This window comes from Alteromonas sp. K632G (genome assembly GCF_017653625.1).
Taxonomy (GTDB): domain Bacteria; phylum Pseudomonadota; class Gammaproteobacteria; order Enterobacterales; family Alteromonadaceae; genus Alteromonas; species Alteromonas naphthalenivorans.
Window position 1 is genome coordinate 106,790 of the sequence record NZ_JAGGDM010000013.1, and the last position, 22,004, is coordinate 128,793.

Annotated in this window: 19 protein-coding genes and 1 tRNA gene; 15 read left to right on the top strand and 5 right to left on the bottom strand. The window is 44.1% G+C overall.

Annotation, left to right across the window (positions count from 1 at the left end; genetic code table 11):
* The first annotated feature begins 4 nt into the window (after positions 1–4).
* Together J5X92_RS13715 and hemB are read left to right on the top strand one after the other, a co-directional pair.
* The gene (locus tag J5X92_RS13715; protein WP_041453060.1) at positions 5–1,906 is read left to right on the top strand and encodes a diguanylate cyclase; all 1,902 of its coding nucleotides are present in this window, start codon (positions 5–7) and stop codon (positions 1,904–1,906) included.
* Positions 1,907–1,909: 3 nt separating this feature from the next.
* A complete protein-coding gene (gene hemB, locus J5X92_RS13720; RefSeq protein WP_013785609.1) occupies positions 1,910–2,908 on the top strand; it encodes a porphobilinogen synthase in 999 nt (332 codons plus the stop codon).
* A gap of 145 nt (positions 2,909–3,053) precedes the next feature.
* Here hemB and J5X92_RS13725 read toward each other — a convergent pair whose 3' ends face one another.
* Both J5X92_RS13725 and rhlB read right to left on the bottom strand, forming a co-directional pair.
* Entirely contained in the window at positions 3,054–4,565 is a 1,512-nt protein-coding gene (locus J5X92_RS13725; RefSeq protein WP_208805968.1) for a guanosine-5'-triphosphate,3'-diphosphate pyrophosphatase, read from the bottom strand.
* Between the two features lie 13 nt (positions 4,566–4,578).
* Positions 4,579–5,886 carry an ATP-dependent RNA helicase RhlB gene (gene rhlB / locus J5X92_RS13730; RefSeq protein ID WP_208805953.1) on the bottom strand — a complete coding sequence of 436 codons (1,308 nt, stop codon included), beginning with the start codon at positions 5,884–5,886 and terminating at the stop codon, positions 4,579–4,581.
* 99 nt (positions 5,887–5,985) lie between these two features.
* Here rhlB and trxA (J5X92_RS13735) point away from each other — a divergent pair, with 99 nt between their 5' ends.
* The 4 genes from trxA (J5X92_RS13735) (at position 5,986) to J5X92_RS13750 (ending at position 12,196) form a co-directional block, all read left to right on the top strand.
* The gene (trxA, locus tag J5X92_RS13735) at positions 5,986–6,312 is read left to right on the top strand and encodes a thioredoxin TrxA (protein ID WP_013785606.1); all 327 of its coding nucleotides are present in this window, start codon (positions 5,986–5,988) and stop codon (positions 6,310–6,312) included.
* 279 nt (positions 6,313–6,591) lie between these two features.
* Positions 6,592–7,857 (top strand): transcription termination factor Rho, encoded by a 1,266-nt coding sequence (gene rho, locus J5X92_RS13740; RefSeq protein ID WP_013785605.1) that lies wholly within the window; start codon positions 6,592–6,594, stop codon positions 7,855–7,857.
* Between the two features lie 211 nt (positions 7,858–8,068).
* On the top strand, positions 8,069–9,358 hold the full coding sequence (locus J5X92_RS13745) for an amidohydrolase (protein WP_126872910.1): 1,290 nt from the start codon (positions 8,069–8,071) through the stop codon (positions 9,356–9,358).
* Positions 9,359–9,385: 27 nt separating this feature from the next.
* On the top strand, positions 9,386–12,196 hold the full coding sequence (locus J5X92_RS13750; protein WP_126872909.1) for an ATP-binding protein: 2,811 nt from the start codon (positions 9,386–9,388) through the stop codon (positions 12,194–12,196).
* Here the strand turns inward: J5X92_RS13750 and nhaA are convergent.
* Positions 12,158–13,435: a Na+/H+ antiporter NhaA gene (gene nhaA, locus J5X92_RS13755; protein ID WP_013785602.1), complete on the bottom strand. Its 1,278-nt coding sequence runs from the start codon at positions 13,433–13,435 to the stop codon at positions 12,158–12,160. The genes J5X92_RS13750 and nhaA overlap by 39 nt on opposite strands.
* Before the next feature lie 241 nt (positions 13,436–13,676).
* Between nhaA and purE the strand changes: the two genes are divergently transcribed.
* The 6 genes from purE to J5X92_RS13785 all read left to right on the top strand — a co-directional run bounded on the left by purE (position 13,677) and on the right by J5X92_RS13785 (position 17,873).
* Positions 13,677–14,171 carry a 5-(carboxyamino)imidazole ribonucleotide mutase gene (gene purE / locus J5X92_RS13760; RefSeq protein WP_126872908.1) on the top strand — a complete coding sequence of 165 codons (495 nt, stop codon included), beginning with the start codon at positions 13,677–13,679 and terminating at the stop codon, positions 14,169–14,171.
* Complete coding sequence (locus J5X92_RS13765; RefSeq protein ID WP_126872907.1) at positions 14,168–15,304, top strand: 5-(carboxyamino)imidazole ribonucleotide synthase; 1,137 nt, start codon at positions 14,168–14,170, stop codon at positions 15,302–15,304. Before purE ends, J5X92_RS13765 begins: the two co-directional genes overlap by 4 nt.
* 61 nt (positions 15,305–15,365) lie before the next feature.
* Positions 15,366–15,441: transfer RNA gene (locus J5X92_RS13770), tRNA-Thr, on the top strand.
* Between the two features lie 170 nt (positions 15,442–15,611).
* On the top strand, positions 15,612–16,097 hold the full coding sequence (locus J5X92_RS13775) for a copper chaperone PCu(A)C (RefSeq protein WP_126872906.1): 486 nt from the start codon (positions 15,612–15,614) through the stop codon (positions 16,095–16,097).
* A gap of 139 nt (positions 16,098–16,236) precedes the next feature.
* The gene (locus tag J5X92_RS13780) at positions 16,237–16,710 is read left to right on the top strand and encodes a Dps family protein (RefSeq protein ID WP_013785598.1); all 474 of its coding nucleotides are present in this window, start codon (positions 16,237–16,239) and stop codon (positions 16,708–16,710) included.
* Positions 16,711–16,739: 29 nt separating this feature from the next.
* Complete coding sequence (locus J5X92_RS13785) at positions 16,740–17,873, top strand: PQQ-dependent sugar dehydrogenase (RefSeq protein ID WP_126872905.1); 1,134 nt, start codon at positions 16,740–16,742, stop codon at positions 17,871–17,873.
* 150 nt (positions 17,874–18,023) lie between these two features.
* On the opposite strand, the gene J5X92_RS13790 is transcribed toward J5X92_RS13785, so the two are convergent.
* Positions 18,024–18,353, bottom strand: coding sequence for a DUF962 domain-containing protein (locus J5X92_RS13790; protein ID WP_126872904.1), 330 nt, complete (start codon positions 18,351–18,353; stop codon positions 18,024–18,026).
* 175 nt (positions 18,354–18,528) lie between these two features.
* Between J5X92_RS13790 and trxA (J5X92_RS13795) the strand changes: the two genes are divergently transcribed.
* Positions 18,529–19,398, top strand: a complete 870-nt coding sequence (trxA, locus tag J5X92_RS13795; protein ID WP_013785595.1) for a thioredoxin — start codon at positions 18,529–18,531, stop codon at positions 19,396–19,398.
* A 28-nt stretch (positions 19,399–19,426) separates the two neighbouring features.
* Here the strand turns inward: trxA (J5X92_RS13795) and J5X92_RS13800 are convergent, their stop codons facing one another.
* Positions 19,427–19,852 (bottom strand): hypothetical protein, encoded by a 426-nt coding sequence (locus J5X92_RS13800; RefSeq protein WP_013785594.1) that lies wholly within the window; start codon positions 19,850–19,852, stop codon positions 19,427–19,429.
* Positions 19,853–20,135: 283 nt separating this feature from the next.
* Between J5X92_RS13800 and J5X92_RS13805 the strand changes: the two genes are divergently transcribed.
* Complete coding sequence (locus J5X92_RS13805; protein WP_013785593.1) at positions 20,136–20,318, top strand: DUF2065 domain-containing protein; 183 nt, start codon at positions 20,136–20,138, stop codon at positions 20,316–20,318.
* 173 nt (positions 20,319–20,491) lie between these two features.
* Positions 20,492–21,790: an adenylosuccinate synthase gene (locus tag J5X92_RS13810; protein ID WP_126872903.1), complete on the top strand. Its 1,299-nt coding sequence runs from the start codon at positions 20,492–20,494 to the stop codon at positions 21,788–21,790.
* The last annotated feature ends 214 nt before the right edge of the window (positions 21,791–22,004 follow it).

Here is a 22,004-nt window from a genome sequence, read left to right on the forward strand (position 1 = left end):
GGTAATGCACATAAATCGTCAAGAGGTTCGCAACTACGATCTTTATCTCTTCGTTATTACCGTTGTGGCGGTATCGATTTTTGCGTTTGTTGCACTAAGTGTAGTGCCCGAGCGAACCACAAATAGCCGAATTTCTCAGCTAGCCTTTATTAGCGATCCCGAGGAACGGTTAACTTTTGAAACAGTACTTGATAACACCGCGGATAACTCCCCAGCACTGTGGACGCCAACGGTGTCGCCAGTTAATTTAGGAATGAGCAGCGACGTACATTGGTTCTCTTTTGTTGTCACGCCTGATAGTTCCCGCGCAGTCAGTTACCTTTTCGAGATTGACTATGCTTTGCTAGATAGTGTGGAAGTTGCGGTTTACCCGCCGTCATCAAGTTCAGCCATTGTGCGTTACCAAGCGGGAGATAACCTCGCCTTTGATGTACGTCCCATCGCAAATAATACGCCGCTTTTTTCCTTGCCCTTAAGTGCTAAACCGCAAACCGTAGTGGTTCGCGTTGAATCTAGCGGCACTATTCGCATGCCCATCGCGGTGTGGGAAGAAAGAGAATTTATAGAATACGCAGCAAGCCAAAATCTAGCGCTAGGGCTATTTTTCGGCTTCCTATGTGCCATGGCCATAAGCAATATCTTCTTATTTTTTACTACCAAAAATCGCTCGTTTTTATTCTATACCGGCTACGCACTGAGCTTAGGCTTAACCTTGGCTTCATTGCAGGGGTTGGGCTATGCCTATTTATGGCCTGAGCAGGTATGGTTGCAGGGTAAGGCGGTACTCATTTTTGGTAATGCGACGATTTTGTTTGCCGTACTGTTTTCCCGGCATTTACTGCCTATTGCTGAATTTAGCCCTTTGGTCGATAAAATATCCCAGGTAGCAGCGTGGGCATTTGGAGTCTGTATATTAACGAGTACATTGCTGCCTTACCCATTCGCGATAAAGCTGTATTTAGTCATGTTGGCGATAATTGTGTTTGTCGCAATGTTCATAGGTGGTTGGCTATCTTTTAAAGGCGTGGCGATTGCTCGATACTTCTCTGTGGCGTGGCTATTTTTATTGGTTAGCGGCTTTGTTGTTAGCCTAGATAGCGTGAATATAATAAATTTAGGTATTTCTACGAGTTATTTACTTATTATCGCTGGCACCGTCGAAACAGTGATTTTAGCCCTTATTTTGGCAATCAATTATAGCCACAGTTACGATGAACTCATTACCACGCAAGCGTTTGCCCTTGAACAAGAGCAGCAGGCGAGTAAGGCAAAAGAAGATTTACTAGAAGTGCAAAAGCGTTACCAAGATGACTTAGAATACAAAGTCGAAGAGCGAACGTTAGAGCTTGAAATTACCTTGCGTGAGCTGTCTGAAGTTAACCAAGAGCTAGAGCGCCTAACGGCAATCGATCCGCTTACTGGAATTAATAATCGTCGTCACTTTGATAAAAAGTTAAAATCAGAAGGCAGACGGAGTCGCCGCGAGCAAACCCCTTTATCTATTGCAGTCATCGATATTGACCATTTTAAACGTATTAATGATAAATACGGACATGCTGGCGGAGATGCTTGTCTTATTCATATAACAGGCATTATTCAAGGTATGTTGCTTCGTTTATCCGATGATTTATGTCGAATAGGCGGGGAAGAATTTGCACTTATTCTTCCGAATACCGACAGCGATGGCGCCTATCATGTGGTAGAAGCGATTCGCGATCGTATCGAAAAATCTCCCATCATGTTTGATGGAGAAGCAATACAACTAACCATAAGTGCAGGGCTGGCCACCAGTATTATCACGGATGAAGATCATGCTGCGGCGTTGCTTCGGTTGGCTGATGAGCAGCTTTATGCTGCGAAAGAATCAGGAAGAAACAAAGTACTCTTTAAACCGATTTCAGGATAATTTATGAATGCTTCATTTCCGGCTCGTCGTATGCGACGCCTTCGTGCCAAAGATGCACTGCGAGATTTAGTTGCCGAGCAACATCTTACTACCAACGATCTTATTTACCCTGTATTCGTTCTTCCTGGCACTGGCCAGCGTGAAGAAGTGCCTTCAATGCCAGGGGTAGAGCGTCTATCTATCGATTTATTATTAGAAGAAACGGCAAAATGGGTAGCGCTTGGTATTCGTACGCTAGCCCTTTTTCCCGTTACCCCCATGTCACTTAAAACCGAGTGTGCCAAAGAAGCGTTTAATCCAGAAGGCCTAGCACAAACGGCTATGCGTGCATTAAAAGCACAGTTTCCAGATGTGATGTTGATGTCTGACATCGCATTAGACCCCTTTACGTCTCACGGGCAAGATGGCTTGGTGGATGAGGCCGGTTACGTGATGAATGATGTGACTATCGATGTGTTAGTCAAACAAGCATTGTCACATGCAGAAGCAGGCGCAGACATTGTGGCACCTTCTGACATGATGGATGGCCGTATTGGGGTTATTCGTGATGCACTTGAGCGCGAGGGGTTTATTAACACCTGCATTATGGCGTATTCAGCAAAATACGCATCTGCTTATTATGGACCATTTCGCGACGCTGTCGGCTCTTCAGCGAACATAAAAGGCGGTAATAAGAAAACCTATCAAATGGATCCTGCCAACAGCGACGAAGCCATACACGAAATAGCCTTAGACGTGCAAGAAGGTGCTGATATGGTGATGGTGAAGCCAGGTATGCCCTATTTAGACATTGTGCGCCGTTGCAAAGACGAGTTAAAGGTACCTACCTTTGCGTATCAAGTCAGCGGCGAATATGCCATGCATCAAGCGGCATTTGCGAATGGTTGGCTAAACGAAGAGGCGGTAATTCTAGAATCTTTATTGGCTTTCAAGCGCGCTGGCGCAGACGGCATTCTTACTTACTTCGCACCTAAAGCGGCGGCACTTCTCGCCGGTAACTAGCGCTGCGACAGAAAAGCATAGAGAAAAGCGAATAGAGAAACAAAGAGGAAAGCATATAGGCCAACAGGCCAGTTGCTAAAAACAAAAAAGGGATGCGACTTAAGGTCGCATCCCTTTTTTTATTCTTGCTGCTTTGCTGCACTGGTTATTTACAAACGAGTTCCCAGCCTGCTTTGTGCTGTAACCAGCTTTCATTGGCCAATTCAGCGTTAATCAACGGGTGAGCTTTCAACCAGCCATCAGGGAAGGAGATTTCCCATTTATCACCCTCGCAGACTAAGTCTACATGGGGGATATGCTTATTTTGTCTTCGTAAACACAGCACCACAGAAATACGCAATAGCCTGAGTAAACCCAACAACATAGGTTGTGAGTCATCATGGTAATTGCTAAAAGCATCAGTGGGGATGGTTAAACGATGATGGGCAACAAGGTCGCGAATAGCCGCGCGCTGCAAGCGTGTGAAGCCAGGCAAGTCAATAAAAGACAGAATGTAAGCGCCATGCTCATGATGCTTTTTATACTCTATATGCAAGCCGGTTTCATGGAGAAGTGCCGCTGCACCTATAATAGCTTCGGTATCAAGATGACAAATATTTTGCTGTGAACATAACTGCGAGCACAGCTGGGTTGCTACACTTTTAACTGAATTCGCTTGGGCTTTATCGATATGGTAACGCGCCATCGTCTGGTTTAGCGTTTGGTGGCGACGATCATTTTCCTGCATGTTATCTAACATGCCGTAAATAAGCCCTTCACGAAGTGCGCCACCAGAAATATTCATATTTTGAATAGCTAAGGCTTCAAATAAACTAATTAAAATGGCTAAGCCAGAAGGAAAAATAGCCTTGCGATTCTCTTCTAAACCTTCAATGTTAAGCTGGTTAATTTCACCACATTCAACACATTGTTTTTCTAAGTGATAAAGGTAATCAAGTCGTATTGAATCGCTAATGCCTTGTGCCACCAATATTTCAGTGATGGCCTGTGGTGTACCAGAGGCACCTAAGCAATTTTCCCAATCAAAACAAAGAAAGGCGTCCGCTTCGGGTAAAAGTAATGCTTTCGCCGCTTGCTTGGCTTTTTCGAAGTTTTCAGCAGTGATCTTTCCGCCATCAAAATAGCGTTCCATAAAGGTCACGCAGCCCATATCTAAACTTTTTAAGTGGATGGGTTGCATGTCGTTGCCAATAACAATTTCAGTACTGGCACCGCCTATATCTATCACTAAGCTATTACCCTGATTCGCAGAGGTATAGGCTACGCCAAGATAAATCTGGCGTGCTTCTTCCTCACCGCTTATCACGTTGAGCTTATGCTTGAGAATTTGCTCGGCTTTCCCAATAAACACTTGGGCATTAGTAGCAAGACGTAAGGTAGCGGTAGCCACTACCTTAATATTCGAGGGAGGAATATCTTGTAACCGTTCGGAAAAGGTTTGCAGGCACTGCCAACCACGCTCCATGCTCATTTCATCTAGTGCAAAGTCATCATCTAACCCTGCCGCTAAACGTACTTTCTGTTTCACCTTGCCAATGATTTGAACACTACCATTAACTACGTGAACAATGACCATGTGAAAGCTATTAGAGCCTAAGTCTACAGCGGCGTAATACTCGCCATAGCTTTCAGAGTCGTGTTGAAGTTCTGCCTGCATATTGTCTCGAATGTTAGTTACTGTTTCCGCGGTTAGACGGTTTACCTCTATTTCCACCGCTGTTGCCACGACCTTTACCGTTGCCGCGTCGAGACGAGTTTCTCGTGTTTGGTGTGCGTCTGCGTCTTGGTTTAGGCGCATTTATATCATCAAGCAAAGCACTCGCATCGTAATCAGTAACAGGAATAGCATGTTGAATATATTTTTCAATATCTGGCAAGTTCATCGCGTATTTTTCGCACGCAAAACTTATCGCTATTCCACTTTGACCAGCGCGACCGGTTCGACCAATTCGGTGAACATAGTCTTCTGCATCATCAGGTAAGTCGTAGTTAAACACATGGGTGACAGAATCAATATGTAAGCCACGTGCGGCAACATCCGTAGCCACTAAAATGTCTAGCTTACCTTTGGTAAAGTCTTCCAAAATACCCAAGCGTTTTTTCTGTGGTACATCGCCGCTTAACAAGCCCACACGGTGGCCATCGGCGGTAAGCCAGTCGGTCACGCGCTCACAACTGTATTTGGTGTTAGCAAACACAATAGCTTTATCTGGCCATTCTTCTTCAAATAGCGAAAGAAGCAGCAGCATCTTGTCATCATCTGAAGGGTAGAACAGCTCTTGCGAGACCCGTGTCGCCGTCGTTTGCTCTGGCGCAACTTGAACGTGAGTTGGGTTGTTCATGTGTTCGTAAGCGAGTTCTTGAACGCGATAACTAAGTGTAGCTGAAAACAGCATGCTTAGGCGTTCAGTAGCAGGCGGTAGGCGACGGAACAAAAAGCGGATATCTTTAATAAAGCCTAAATCGAACATGCGATCGGCTTCATCAAGTACGGCAACTTGAATATTATTCAAGGTAAACACGTTCTGTTTATAATAATCCAGAATGCGTCCTGTCGTACCAATAATGATATCTACCCCTTCTTCTAGGGTTTCCCGTTGACTTTGGTAACCTTCGCCCCCATAAATCAATCCAAGCGATAAACCGGTATGCTCACTGAGCAGTTTGGCATCGTTGAAAATCTGAACGGCTAACTCTCTCGTCGGTGCCATTATGATGGCTCGAGGTCCTTTTGATTTGCTGTTCTCGTCATTATCTGCTTTGCTTAGCAAATAGTGAAAAGTAGCAACCAAGAAGGCAATAGTTTTACCTGTACCCGTTTGAGCTTGTCCGGCAATATCTAAGCCTTCAAGCAACGGAGGCAGAGATAACGCCTGTATTGGTGTACAATTATTAAAATTTGCCGCCGTTAAGGCGTCAACAACCTTGCTATTAATCGGCAGGTCGGAAAAATGAGTATCAGTTAAGTGAGTAGGCATAGCTTATAGCTTATCAGTGCTTGCATTAAAAACGGTTTCTATATAACACTTATGGTAGAGCTGAAACAAATCAGCGACCGACCAAAAATGGAGAAAAGAATGAGCGACAAAATTATCCAGTTATCTGACGATAAATTCGAAGCAGATGTTATCAATGCTGAAGGTCCTGTACTGGTTGACTTTTGGGCCGAATGGTGTGGCCCCTGTAAAATGATCGCGCCAATCTTAGAAGAAGTTGCGAACGAGTTTGAAGGCAAGTTAACAGTTGGCAAGTTGAATGTCGATGAAAATAACGAAACTCCACCTAAATATGGTATTCGTGGTATTCCTACATTACTACTTTTCAAAAACGGTAACGTGGCGGCAACGAAAGTAGGTGCGTTATCTAAAACTCAGTTAGCTGAGTTCTTAAACGAAAACCTTTAGTAAAATAGAGTAGTACAGAAAAAACCGGTGGCCGAGCTACCGGTTTTTTATTTTCACGTGAAAATAAGTAGTTACAACGCCTACAACAGTGTGAATACAAGTTATTTAACAATTGACGAGTAAAACGCTGGACGTTGATTAATTTTAGTGCTAACTTTTCCTTAGCGCTCACCCGAGCAGCATTCTGCTTAGCCTCTATTCAGGCATAATCAAATCAAAAATTAGAACAGAGTGACTACCAGTCCTGTAAGCAAACCCCAAGCACAAAGACCCACCAGTATGAATTTAACAGAATTAAAGAACAAACCGATTAGCGAATTAGTCGCCATGTCCGAAGAAATGGGCCTGGAAAATATGGCTCGCGCTAGAAAACAAGACATCATATTCTCGATACTGAAATCGCATGCGAAAGGCGGCGAAGATATTTTCGGTGACGGGGTTCTGGAAATTTTACAGGACGGTTTTGGTTTCTTGCGGTCAGCAGACTCTTCGTATTTAGCAGGGCCTGATGATATTTACGTATCACCAAGCCAAATTCGTCGATTTAACTTACGAACCGGCGACACTATCGCAGGAAAAATTCGTCCTCCGAAAGACAGTGAGCGTTATTTCGCATTACTTAAAATTCGTGAAGTAAACTTTGATAAACCAGAGAACTCACGAAACAAAATTTTATTTGAAAACCTCACACCTTTACACGCAAACGATCGCTTGCGTATGGAGCGTGGTAATGGCTCAACCGAAGATATCACGGCTCGTGTACTTGATTTAGCGTCGCCAATCGGAAGAGGTCAGCGTGGTCTTATTGTTGCGCCGCCAAAGGCAGGTAAAACATTACTACTGCAAAATATTGCCCAGTCTATCGCAGCCAATCACCCAGAATGTGAATTGATGGTATTGCTTATCGACGAACGTCCAGAAGAAGTAACAGAAATGCATCGCCTGGTACAAGGTGAAGTGGTTGCTTCAACGTTCGATGAACCTGCAAGCCGTCACGTTCAGGTAGCTGAAATGGTTATCGAAAAAGCGAAGCGCCTGGTTGAGCACAAAAAAGATGTGGTTATCTTACTTGACTCAATTACTCGTTTGGCACGTGCTTACAACACGGTTATCCCATCATCAGGTAAAGTACTTACCGGTGGTGTTGATGCCAATGCACTGCATAAGCCTAAGCGTTTCTTTGGTGCTGCACGTAACGTTGAAGAAGGTGGTAGCTTAACTATTATCGCTACAGCGCTTATCGATACTGGCTCTAAAATGGATGAAGTTATCTATGAAGAGTTTAAAGGTACCGGTAACATGGAATTACACTTAAATCGTAAGATTGCTGAAAAGCGTGTATTCCCAGCTATCGACTTCAACCGTTCAGGTACCCGTCGTGAAGAGCTATTAACGTCACAAGAAGAACTACAGAAAATGTGGATCTTACGCAAAATTGTGCACGAGATGTCAGAGATTGATGCCATAGAGTTCCTTATTAATAAGCTCGCTATGACTAAGACTAACGATGAGTTCTTCAACGCAATGAAGCGTCAAAAGAGCTAACCCGTTTTTATAGAAAAAGCGCCTAAGGGCGCTTTTTTTGTGTCCGAATTTCACTACCCACTTAATCGAAATAATTCTTATTATACTTCTGTCTAATGTTCACTGCCCATTAAATAGGTTAGTTTTAAAAGTCACACCGCAATTGGTACTCGTATTTTTTAGCTACCAGATAGTTTATTCTGGCGTTTTACTCTACAACGGAATAGATGTTATGTATCGAAAGTTAATCTCGCTCGCAATGGCAAGTTGTGCCACTTTTGCCTTTGCACAAGTCGATGTTGATGCATTGGCTACGGAAGTAGAAACAGACGTTATTGAATGGCGCCACCACTTTCACGAATTCCCTGAGCTTTCTAATCGCGAATTTAACACCGCAAAATACGTAGCTAACTACCTAACATCGCTAGGCCTAGAAGTTGAAACGGGTGTGGCCAGCACTGGCGTAGTTGCAATACTCGATAGCGGCAAACCAGGCCCTGTAGTTGCACTTCGTGCAGATATGGACGGCTTACCGGTTAAAGAACAGGGTGATTTGTCCTACCGTTCTACGCAAATGGGTGAATATAACGGCCAAGAAGTGCCTGTTATGCATGCATGTGGGCACGATACGCACATGGCCATGCTAATGGGGGCGGCAAAAATACTGACCAGTATTAAAGGCGAACTTAAAGGTAAAGTGAAGTTTATCTTTCAACCTGCTGAAGAAGGCGCCCCTGCTGGTGAAACCGGCGGTGCTGAAGTCATGGTTAAACAAGGGGTACTTAAAAACCCTGATGTAGACGTTATCTTCGGGTTACATATTAGTTCGAACACTGATGTAGGCACAGTGCGCTACAATTCTGGTGGCACCATGGCTGCGGTAGACCCGTTCAAAATTGTTATTCATGGTAAGCAAGCCCATGGCGCATACCCGTGGAAAAGTGTCGACCCAGTGGTCACTGCGGCGCAAATGATCATGTCTATTCAAACCATTGTTAGTCGTGAACTTAAGCTTATTGACGATGCAGCAGTGGTTTCTATTGGCTCAATTCATGGTGGAAACCGCTCTAACATCATTCCCAATGAAGTAGAGATGGTAGGCACCATTCGCACACTAAATAAAGCGGCCCGTGAACATATTTACGAATCGCTTCCGCGAAAAGTGAACGCTATCGCCGAGAGCATGGGCGCAAAAGCGGAACTTACGCTTCCTTTAGATTACTACTACCCCATTACCTATAACGATCCCGCACTTACGCAAGCCATGGTACCAACCATGCAACGCACCGCAGGGGCTGAAAATGCTATCGTTTCAAAGCCGGTTACCGGTGCTGAAGACTTTTCCTTTTTCCAAGAAAAAGTACCAGGTTTGTACGTTTGGGTAGGTGGTAAGCCTCTAGATGTTTCCGAGCAAGATAGCCCTGCTCACCACACACCTGAATTTTACGTAGACGATTCGGGTATGAAGTTAGGCGTGAAACTACTGACTAACTTTACGTTAGATTACATGGCGCAACATTAATCATGGTGATGCCAGTGGGGGGCGTTGTTGTACGATAAACATCGGTGGTCGTTATCTCTGGTATTACACCTGTTACTTGTAGTGGTTGTGGGTATTGCATTAAATGCAGTGCCTGCGCCATTTGATAGCAGCGGTATCGCTGTATTCGGGGTAGGGGTTGGCGTATACGCCGCACTACGGTTCCCTCCTATAGTCGCAATTCCTATTGCGTTAATTATCTGCGTCCCCTTATGGCTAACTCACGGCAGTATTGTGGGTAAAGAAAGCCTGTCTTTACTGCCTATCGTAGTAAGTTTATTTGGATATAAAAAATCCCTGAGCCGAGTCATTAAAGTTGGTGCTGGTTTTTGGTCACTTATTTTCCTCCCCATTTTATTATTAGAGCACGCGCTTTACGAAGCCGACCAGCCAACGATGATGTTTTCTGGCGTGCTTGTTACTTGGGTAAGTGGCGTGTTTGGGCTTATCTCTGGGCATTTTGTCTTTCTAGCGAATAAAGGGCTTAAACACACTAATACAGGTTCAAAAGAAAAAGTTTCACTGCATTTCCTGTTCAGTTATTTCTTCTCAGGTTGTTTTTTTGCCGCCTCCATGGCGGTGGTGTATTTATCTGTGGCACTTTATCAAGACGATCAAGAAGCACAAATTATTCGCTACATGCAACAACGTGTCGCGGTATTAGAGCAACAACTATCCGATTTTATTGGGCAACACCAAAAAGCGATAGCGGTTGCCTCGCAGTCACTTTCTACGCCCTATGCAATTGAAAAATTAGAAGAGGCTAGCAACAATCAACTTTCAGTTTTAGCCGCGCACTATCCTGAATTCATCACTTTCTTAGTGGCTGATGAAAGTGGGAATATAACCCATTCCTACCCACCTGGGCTGCTAAATAAAGCACAGGTAGCTGGGGCTGCAAATGTGGCTTATCGGCCTTATTTTTCTCAGGCAATGGAAATGGGCGGGCCGTATCTTTCTAACGTTTTCCAAGGCCAAGGGTTTGGAAACGACGCCATTGTCGCCATGTCTTCACCTATTATTAATGAGTATGGCGTACCTGTTGGTATCGTGGAGGGCTCATTATCTTTACGCAGCTTCTCTTCAGTAGATGCCCTTAATCTCGATGGGTTTTCGCTTTTGCTCGAAGATGCAAAGGGCGAGGTTATTTACGCATCATCAGAGCTAGGCTTAAAACCACTGAACAAAGCACCTTCGTATTTGTGCGAAGGTGAGTGTGATATAAAAATTGAAGACGGACCGCTCAATAAGGAGTGGTTGAGGCTGCAAGGTCAGCTGCCTACTGCAAATTGGCAGGTTAGCTATTACTACGATTATCGACGTTTGTTGTCGGTAATGAGTGAGTATTTGTTGACTGATTTATTGTTGCTACTTGTCTTGTCTGTATTTGGTACATTTATGGGCTCTGTGGTGGCACGAATGATTGAGTCTCCTATTCGCGGGCTTATACGTTATATTGCCAATTTTACGCCCTCAGAAGTGCGTAGAGAGCCTAACTTGGTGGGGAGTACGTTGCATATACAGGAACTCGCTTCACTTAATGACGAGTTCAGCAGCTTAGAAGGGCGCCTAGTTGATGCATTTAAAGCCCTTGAATTTGCCCGCGTTAAAGAACAAACGTTGAACGTAGAGCTTGCTGAGTTTAACCATAGCTTAGAAAATAAGATAGAAGAGAAAACGCGACATTTAGCTAAGGCGCTCGAAGAAGCAAAAGCGGCGAGCGTGGCTAAAACCCAATTCTTAGCCAATATGAGCCATGAAATACGTACCCCAATGAACGGCATTATTGGATCGTGTGAATTAATGATGGAATTACCCTTACCTAGCGGGGCACGGCATAGAACGGAAACGATTTCGACTTCTGCCAGCCGCCTATTAATGATCCTTGATAGCATCTTAGATTGGTCAAAAATTGAATCTGGTAAAATGTTGCTAGATAAGCGTAGTATTTCCGTCGCGCAAACTATCGATGCATGTAGTGTGCTATATGAGCGAAGTGCTAGTAAGAAGGGCATTTCGATTAACGTTAATATTGATGAAAGTGTGCCAAAAGCGGTCATTACTGATGGTGGTAAGCTTAGTCAAATCATTAATAACCTGGTCAGTAATGCAATTAAGTTTACTCACCAAGGCATCATTTTGGTTGAGGCCAAGTACAGACAGGGCGAGCTCTCTTGTTCGGTTACTGATTCGGGCATTGGCATATCTGCACAAAAAGTAGAGAGTATATTCGACCAATTTGAACAGGCTGATGCCACTATAACCCGAGATTATGGTGGAACTGGATTGGGCTTAGCCATCACAAAAGGCTTAGTGGAGCTACTTGGTGGCAGTATTTCAGTTGATAGCAATGAAGGCACGGGAACCACGTTTTGTTTTAGTTTTCCGTGTGAGAAAGGCGAAGCGCAAGAAGCTTCCTCCAATTTAAAAGTACAGTCTTTACCAAGTACATTACGGGTATTGCTTGCTGAAGACAACGATGTAAATGCCGATATTGTAATGGATATGCTTGGCTCTGTTGGCGTTAAGCGCTTCAGGGCTAAAAACGGTATGGAAGCGATTGAAGCCGCAAAGCGTCATGCGTTTGATGTCATTTTGATGGATTACCAAATGCCCGTTATGGACGGGCTGACTGCCTCGAAACACATTCGCCAACAAGCTAAAAATAAAGACAAAGTAATCATTATCGCACTAACGGCAAATGCTTATGCAGATGATAAAGCGGCATGTTTAGCCGCGGGTATGAATGCACATTTAAGCAAGCCAATTAGGAAGCAGGTATTAATCGACAGTATTGCCCGTGAGCTTGCTCGCGTTTGAGGCTATCTTACCTTCATTGTTAACCGGTTTATTGCCTACGAAATACAATACAATGTAACCCAAGATTGCTGATACAACTGACCCGGCCAAAATACCTACTCGCTCATCAAAAATCTGATTAATACCGGTTTCTTCAAAAGCCAAACCACCAATAAATAAGCTCATGGTAAAGCCCACACCACACAGCAGTGCACACCCGTAAATATGTTTTAAGTTAAGGTCATCAGGCAAGGTCGCTAGCTTGAGTTTAATCATCAGATAACAAAAACCAAATACACCAACCTGCTTACCGAGTACTAGGCCTAAAAATATGCCAAAAGTAACGGGGTGGAAAATACCCTCGGGGCTAATATTACCGAAGCTTATTCCTGCATTAGCGAAAGCAAAAAGGGGTAAAATGGCGAAACTTACCGTGCTATTCAAGCTATGTTCTAAGCGCGTAACCGGTGAATAGGTTTCATCCCTACTATCTCGCATAGGGATAAAAGCCGCTAATATCACACCTGCTAGCGTAGCATGCACCCCAGATTTGAGCATGGCTACCCACAATATAATACCTACCATCATATAGGCGGGAATATCCACTACATTTCGTCTGTTCATTTGCCACAACAGCAGTAAGCACGCCGCTGCCACTAACAGCGCCCCCATAGTGATGTGGTTAGTATAGAAAAGCGCAATTATCACAATAGCGCCAATATCATCAATAATGGCTAAGGTGACTAAGAAAATCTTAAGGCTAGTGGGTACTCGACTTCCTAATAACGCCAAAATACCCAATGCAAAGGCAATATCGGTTGCCGCTGGAATTGCCCAACCGGCAATGGCCACAGGGTTATCCCAGTTAATGCCTACGTAAATCAGAGCAGGTAAAAGCATGCCACCAATCGCACCGGTGGCAGGTAAAACAATGTCTTTAGGATTTGATAACTCGCCTTCACATATTTCACGTTTTAACTCTAATCCAACATGAAAGAAGAAAACGGCCATAAAGCCGTCGTTAATCCATAACAATAAGGGTTTATCAATTGCCCACGTGCCCGCTGAAATTTGCACTGGAAGGCTAATTAATTGGTCGTATAGGTGATTAAGAGGGGAGTTAGCAATGATAAGTGCCAGTACAGTAGCAATCATCAGTAAAATGCCAGGCGCGGCTTCTCGATTGAGAAAATCTGATACTACAACCTGTACTTCTTTAATCGCGTCATCAATTACGTCTGTTTGATGTGCTTTCGACATTATCGATACCTCCGTTTACCTTAGCCTTATGAAGGCCCACAACCAGCCAAGTGAAAAAGGTAGTCATAAAGAATACCAAGTGGCACTGGAAGGATTAACTATTTGTAATTATATAGGGGTTTTACGAAAATGAAGGCCTTGCCAGATCACTTACGGCTAATATGTGGGATTTGTTGGCGAATTAGGCTACAATCGCGGGCTTTTCCGGTTATCCAATTTACCTATCTCAGAGGATTTCTAGATGGCAAAAGTCGCAATAGTTATGGGCTCGACCTCAGACTGGCCCACCATGCAACAAGCAGCAAAAATGCTGAAGTCGTTTGGTGTTGAATTCGACGCAAAAGTGGTGTCAGCACACAGAACGCCAAACTTGTTGGTTGAATTTGCCGAAGGGGCAGCAGATGAAGGCTTTAGTGCCATTATTGCTGGCGCAGGTGGTGCAGCACACTTACCGGGAATGATTGCTGCGCACACGCACTTGCCAGTATTCGGTTGTCCAGTAAAGTCTAAAGCATTAAGTGGTCTTGATTCCCTGTTATCAATTGTACAAATGCCCAAAGGCGTTGCGGTTGGCACATTAGCCATCGGCGAAGCGGGTGCAGCCAATGCAGGTTTGCTAGCGGCGCAAGTGGTGGCATTGCAAGATACGAATGTGCGCGATGCGGTTATTACCTTTCGAAAGCAGCAGACTGAAACAGTATTGGCTTCTAGCAATACTTTGGAGCTTGACGAATGAGAGTAGTCGTTTACGGTGCAGGCCAATTGGCGCAAATGATGTATTTGGCGGGCAGTCCGCTTGGCATTGAAGTGCAGGCTGTCGACGTAAACAACGATACTGTCGTGCACCCTGTAAGTAAAAGCCCTTTAGATACTTCCTTAGATCAAGCCTTAGAAGGTGCTGATGCACTCACGGTAGAATTTGAGCACGTGCCAGAGCACCTGCTTGAAGAAGCTACCAAAACGGGTAAGTTAATGCCCAGCATTGAAAGCATTTTAGTCGGTGCTGATAGAGTGCGAGAGAAAGCATTGCTTGAGGGCATGAAGGTCGCTAACAGTGCGCACCGCATTGTGACTCACCTAGAACAGCTTGATGAATGCATTGAAACGCTTGGTGAAAAGCTCATTCTAAAATCCAGTCGTGATGGCTACGATGGTTACGGCCAATGGCGATTAGCCAATAAAGAAGAGTTGCCTGAGCTTAAACGGGCTTTAGCTACCTTAAATTTAGAGAAAGTGCCTCTTGTGGTAGAGAAGATGGTGCCTTTTGAACGTGAGCTTTCATTAATTGGAGTACGAAATAAGCAGGGTGATGTGCGCACTTACCCGCTTGCTGAAAACTTACATTATCAAGGCCAACTTCATGTGTCGGTTGCCCCTGCTACCCACGTGGACGAAGCACTTCAAGCCAAAGCGCACGATATTTTCGTGAAACTGGCTGAAGGCATGGACTATGTCGGCGTGTTAGCGGTGGAATTATTTCAGTGTGGTGATGAACTCCTGGTTAATGAACTTGCGCCAAGAGTGCATAATTCTGGTCATTGGAGTCAATCGGGAGCAGTAACCAGTCAATTTGAAAATCATCTTCGTGCCATTTGTGGTTTACCTTTGGGTGACACATCGGCTATTGGCCCAAGCGCAATGATTAATATTATTGGCTGCAGCAGTTTCTCAAGAGAACTTTTGAGTATTGATGGCAGTCATTTGCACTGGTATGGAAAGTCGGTGCGCGAAAAACGCAAGATGGGTCATATTAATGTGACTACTGACAACTACGCAAAATTGGGCGAAAAATTACACGATTTGAGCCAATATTTGCCGTTAGAGTACTTTCCGAAACTGATTGGCGAGGCAAAACGTTTAAAAGGTTGACAACCTTTTAATTGTGGCTATTATACGCATCCGCTGTTAACCCAGCGGGTGTGAAAAGTGTGCCGACTTAGCTCAGTTGGTAGAGCAACTGACTTGTAATCAGTAGGTCGCCAGTTCGATTCCGGCAGTCGGCACCATTCTCTCACATAAAGGTCTTCATACAATGTTTTGACCTAGTGCTTTCTAGGTTAGCTTCGTTGTTATAGTTTTTCCCTTTCGGGATATATCTCCAGATTTTCTATATTCTCTTCTTTATTAAATAAACCTACCGTACACTAGCAGCCAACTTTTTTTTGGAAGCAGCGGTATGACACCTATTACTCATTCTTTACCCTTTAAATTACTCGCCCTGTTTATGTTTGCGCTGTCGGCGTGCAGGGTTCAAGCTACGCACCCTATTTCTATTAGTGACGGTTACGCCCGCGCTACGTTTCCAATGGCACAATCTGCAGCACTTTATTTCACTTTGCATAATCAAAGCGAAACACCGACTAAAATAACGGGCGTTTCGGTCAGCAGTGATATTGCCAGCGACGCGCAAATTCATACCACCGAAATGAATGATGACATGATGCGTATGCGAGAAGTAAAAGAAGGGATAGTCATTGCGCCAAATGATTCGCTTTCCTTTGCGCCTGGCGGGTATCACGTGATGTTGTTGGGATTAGAAAAAGGTCTTGTTGAAGGCAATAGTGTGTCATTGACCTTGTCTTTTGATTCCGCCGCTGACTACATCGTAGAATTACCGGTAAAAGGAATGGATAAAGAAGCAGGTCATCAGCATCATCATTGAAGTAAATCGTCAAAGTAGATGTGTACAATCGTTAAAATTATAATCCAAATCAATATTCTTAGAGTATCATTAAGGTAACATTTGAATGGTATTTCCAATTCTAAATTAGTGAATTAGTTGCTAACCCAAGGAGAGATATATGAGCAAGATTGATATCGGCATTTCAGAAGAAGATCGTAATGCAGTGGCTGAAGGCCTTAAAAAACTATTAGCAGATTCTTACACGCTTTACCTACAAACCCATAACTTCCATTGGAATGTAGAAGGTCCACAATTTAGACAACTACATTTGATGTTTGAAGAGCAATACACAGAGCTTGCAGAAGCCGTAGATGAAATTGCTGAACGTATTCGTACACTGGGTGTTTCGGCGCCAGGTACTTACAAATCATTCGCTGAATTAAGCGCAATTGATGAAGTGGAAGGTGTACCTGAAGCATCAGAAATGGTGGCGTTACTTACCCATGGTCATGAGCAAGTAGTTAAAACATCACGTGATTCACTTAAGTTAGCGCAAGACGCAGATGACGAGTCTTCTGCTGCACTTATTGGCGATCGTATGCGCGTTCACGAAAAGTCTGCTTGGATGCTTCGCGCAATGTTGGCAAAATAAGTCGGAATATACTTCACGGCGGAAAAATTATGACACGCACTATGATTAACGTGCTGTCTGTTTGTACATTAACGCTGGCTGGGGCAACTCAGCCAGCGTTTTCGCAACAAGCAGACGCTAAAACACCGACAGATGAAAATCTTGTTGTTACTGAATTAGCACAAGGGTTAGTTCACCCTTGGGGGATGACCTTCCTCCCTAACGGTGACATGCTGATTACCGAGCGCGAGGGCGGTATTAGGCGCCTAAGTCAATCCGGTGAACTATCGCCACGCTTATCAAATGTGCCTAAGGTAGAAGCGAACAACCAAGGCGGTATGTTAGATATTGCTATCGACCCTGAGTTTGAAGCTAACAACACGGTTTACTTTTGTTTCAGCCAACCTGGCGAGGGTGGAAGTGGCAGCAGTGTTGCCAAAGCAACACTAAGCGGTAATGCGCTGGTAAATGTAGAAACTATCTTTAGTGCCGCGCCACTTATTGATAATGGCTTTCATTTTGGTTGTCGCTTAGCGTTTGATGCGAACAAGCAATTGTTTATCACCCTGGGCGACCGTTATAAATATATGAAGGAAGCGCAAAATACCGATAACCATTTCGGTACTATTGTGCGAATTAACCGCGATGGCAGTGTGCCTAGCGATAACCCTTTTACTGACGGTAAAGCGCCTGAAATTTATAGTTACGGCCACCGAAATGTTCAAGGCATTACCATTCACCCAGAAACGGGTGAAGTATGGGCAATGGAACACGGGCCAAAGGGCGGTGATGAAGTTAACCTGCTGTCGAAAGGTGCAAACTACGGTTGGCCGGTCATTACCTATGGTATTGATTACAGCGGCGACATTATCAGTGATAAAACGCATATGGATGGCATGGAACAACCAGTACTTTACTGGGACCCTTCTATTGCACCAAGCGGTATGACGTTCTACCAAGGTGACTTGTTTCCACAGTGGAACGGAGATTTGTTGGTAGGCTCGTTAAAGTTCACTCACTTACGACGTATCGAGATGGATGGCGGTAAGCCTGGTGAGCAGCATGAATATGTGCGTGACAATCAAGCCCGTATTCGTGATGTAGAAGTTGGGCCTAACGGCGCTATCTATCTGCTAACCGATGCCACCAACGGCAAAGTGTTAAAGCTTACCCCTGCCAAGTAAATGAGTGGCGTAGCCTTATTTTTGCCGTGTTGAAAACGGCTAAATACTGAGACTATGATTTCAAAAGCCAGCGTACTGGGTGTCACTTCACTGCGTGCGTCTGGCTCTTTTGTTTTTTTGTACTGAAAAGGTGGTAGGGTTTTACCGTCGTTAAGCGCTAAGACTTACTTTACCTATTAGAATGTCTTTAAACATCACCCAGTCTCCCAGCAGGCTATAAAGCGGGTGGCGAAAAGTCGCAGGCCTATTTTTCTCATAAAAGAAATGCCCCACCCACGCAAAGCCGTAGCCTACTACTGGGATCAGCCATAACAATGCGAAGTTACTCGTAATTAAGCTGCTGGCGATGACACCTAACACTAACCAAGAACCAACAAAGTGTAATTTTCTGCAGGTTACATTGGCATGTTCTGCAAGGTAATAAGGATAGAACTCGCTAAAAGATTGAAATTGAGTTTGAACGTTTGACTCGGTAGCCATGACGTAGCCCTCCAGTGAGTATCGTTATGCGTGAGTTAACAACAAATTAACACGCCAGCCAAGGTAAGTATGTCGTGAATACGACATTGTTGCCGATTTTTTGTAGCGGTTGTTTTTTGCTATCAGTTACCCCATATTCATTGTCAGAAAATAAATGTTTTAAAAGGCCCACGTTATGGACAATCTTGTTGCGAACAATGCGGCAACTATCGTTGATATCACTGTTGAAAATTTTCAGCAAGTTATCTTAGAAGCATCACAAGAAAAGCTAGTGCTTATTGATTTTTGGGCAGACTGGTGTGAGCCATGTAAAGATTTACTGCCTATCTTAGAAAAGATAGCAGGAGAGTATGCCGAACACCTTATTCTTGCCAAAGTAGACTGTGAAACGCAGCAGGAAGTTGCAGGCCAATTTGGTATCCGTAGTTTGCCGACCGTAATGGTAGTGCAAAACGGTCAACCTGTAGATGGCTTTGCGGGTGTGCAACCCGAAGCGCAAATTCGTGAGATGCTAGCTAAGTATCTGCCTAATCCAGAAGATGATTTTCTTGCGGCGGCAGGACAAGCTATTCAACGGGGCGACTATGTAGAAGGCTTATCGAATGCGAAACAAGTTTTAGAGATGAGCCCTGACAACATCAATGCCAAGTATATGGTTATTGATTGCTACATTGAGACAGGGTCGATAACACAGGCTAAAGCCATGTTGGACGAGATTAAGTTAGTCGATCAAGATGCGCGTTATAATACCCTTAACGGTAAAATAGAACTTGCTGAACAGGCAGCTGATACACCTGAAATTCGCCAATTGCAGGCGTCGGTAGCGGCTAATCCAGATGACTTACAACTTAAAGTGGATTTGGCTGTGCAGTTACACCAAGCTAATAAATCGGAAGAGGCGTTATCCTTGTTGCTCAGCGTACTTAAAAAAGAGCTAGGCTTTGGGGATGCACGTAAAATAATGCTGGATATGATTAATGCATTAACCGACGGTGATGCGCTCAAATCTGAATATAGACGCAAGGTCTACAGCTTGCTTTATTAACATTGAATGTAAGGGCGCTTATGTGCCCTTACGTTTTGGCTATAGGTGAAAAGCCTTCTTTGTCTAGCCAATTAAGCGCCGAGAAGTAATGCTGAAAGTAGTTTCTTTCATAGCCTTGAAGATTAAAGTCTCTTTCTTTGGCAGGGTGGGTATATTCTAGCTGCGCGCGCTTTACCATGCCGGTGTCTAACACATAGGCAGAGCGTCGTAGCCCTTTAGTAATGCTATATTTAATAGCGTCAATGACGACTTGTTGTGTATCTGGCGTAGACAATACCCATCTGCGGCCATCTAGAATGGCGCCCCATGGTTTATCTTCGAACCTGTCCACTAGGTCATGCATTTCTTCAGAAAAGGCTTCAGCGGTTTTTAAATTCCACGCACCCGTAGCAAACACTTCCAATACATTCCCAGAGATATCTAACGCATAGTTTCCATATTTAGGAAAACGCATGAATTTGTTTCCGTGTGATTAAGTGCAATACTTTACGTATAGCAGATGATAGATTTTTTGCACTATTTTGCGTTAAAAAAAGTGAAAAATTTCAGTAGGTTGAATATTAAATACTCAAATAACCATTAGGTTAGCAAAATAAGGTATTTATGTGTGCGTTATTCTCTGATGAGTGATTACTATGCTTACGTGATTACCTTAAGCGCCGCTAGCTGCTAGTACGCTTTATGGTATGTTACACGGTTTAGGTAACAATAATTTAAATAAAACAATGAGGTATAGAATGGACTGGCTTTGGCCCGCGCTAGCAATAGTGCTTATTGTAGAGGGAATTGGCCCTTTGTTATTTCCTACGCGCTGGCGCTTATATTTATTGCAAATAAGTCAGATGCCGACCAATCAATTACGCCAAACCGGCGGTGTTTTAGTTGTCATCGGTGTGGTTTGCCTTTTTTACTTGTCTTAATAAGCTCGAATGCGTAACTAAAAATAGCTCTAATATACAGATGGTTAGCGAGGTTCAGACTAATAAAGTCCATAAATCTGCAATAACTGGCGTATTTTTGCGCATAAAACAGATGATAAAGGGTATGAAATTTTGGTAGAATCCCCGCCTAATTTTCTTACACAATATGATTCATGGCAAAGAACGTTGTGGTACTCGGCACTCAATGGGGTGACGAGGGTAAAGGCAAAGTAGTAGACCTACTTACTGATCGAGCAAAATTTGTGGTTCGCTATCAAGGCGGTCACAATGCAGGTCATACTCTAGTAATCGACGGTGAAAAAACCGTTCTTCACTTAATCCCATCAGGCATTCTGCGTGACAACGTTACCTGCATTATTGGTAACGGCGTAGTACTCAGCCCTGACGCTCTGATGACTGAAATGACTATGCTTGAAGAGCGTGGTGTTCCAGTTCGTGAGCGTTTGAAAATCAGTGAAGCATGCCCGCTTATTCTTCCTTATCACATTGCTTTAGATGTGGCGCGTGAAAAAGCCCGTGGTGCTAAAGCAATTGGTACTACTGGCCGTGGTATTGGTCCAGCGTACGAAGATAAAGTGGCTCGCCGTGGTTTGCGCGTTGGCGATTTATTCAATGCAGAAGACTTTGCAGCTAAGCTCAAAGAAGTACTTGATGTACACAACTTCACATTGACTAAATACTACGGTGAAGAAGCGGTCGATTTTGATGAAACCTTAAAAGGTGCCATGGCCGTTGCTGACATCCTTAAAGCGATGGTGGTTGATGTTACCGACGAACTAGATAAAGCCCACAAAGCGGGTTTGCCAATCATGTTCGAAGGTGCGCAAGGTACATTACTTGATATCGACCACGGTACGTATCCTTATGTAACGTCTTCTAATACTACTGTTGGCGGCGTAGCCACCGGCGCTGGTTTTGGTCCGTTAAAGTTAGATTATGTATTGGGTATTGTTAAGGCATACACCACACGTGTAGGTTCTGGCCCATTCCCTACCGAGCTTGATTGCGAAGTGGGTAATCATTTAGGTGTTAAAGGTCATGAGTTCGGCGCGACTACCGGTCGTAAACGCCGTACTGGTTGGTTCGATGCCGTGGCAATGAAACGTGCGGTACAAATCAACTCGATTACCGGTTTCTGCTTAACGAAGCTAGACGTGCTTGACGGCCTTGAAACTTTACAAATCTGTATCGGTTATAAAGATGCAGACGGTAACGTAAAAGACGTGCCTCCAATGGCGGCTGACGGTTACGATAAAGTCACCCCAGTGTATGAAGAAATGCCAGGTTGGAGCGACAACACGTATGGTGTCACTACGTTTGCGGGCTTACCACAAGCTGCGAAAAATTATATTCAGCGCCTAGAGCACCTTACCGGTGTTCCAGTAGATATCGTTTCTACCGGGCCTGATCGAAACGAGACGATTGTTTTACGTAACCCATACGACGCGTAAACTAACCCGTCTAGTTAGACACTTTAAAAGCCCGGTACTTATTTTTAAGTACCGGGCTTTTTCGTGTAGGCAGTCAACTGATATTCAGGTAATAATTAAACATCAATTAACAAAATAATTGGGTTGTGTTTTATCGCCCTCATTACTATAAGATGAATAACAGCTTATCCGATTGCCCCTGAACCTGAATTTAAATCCCAGCAGGTCAACAGTC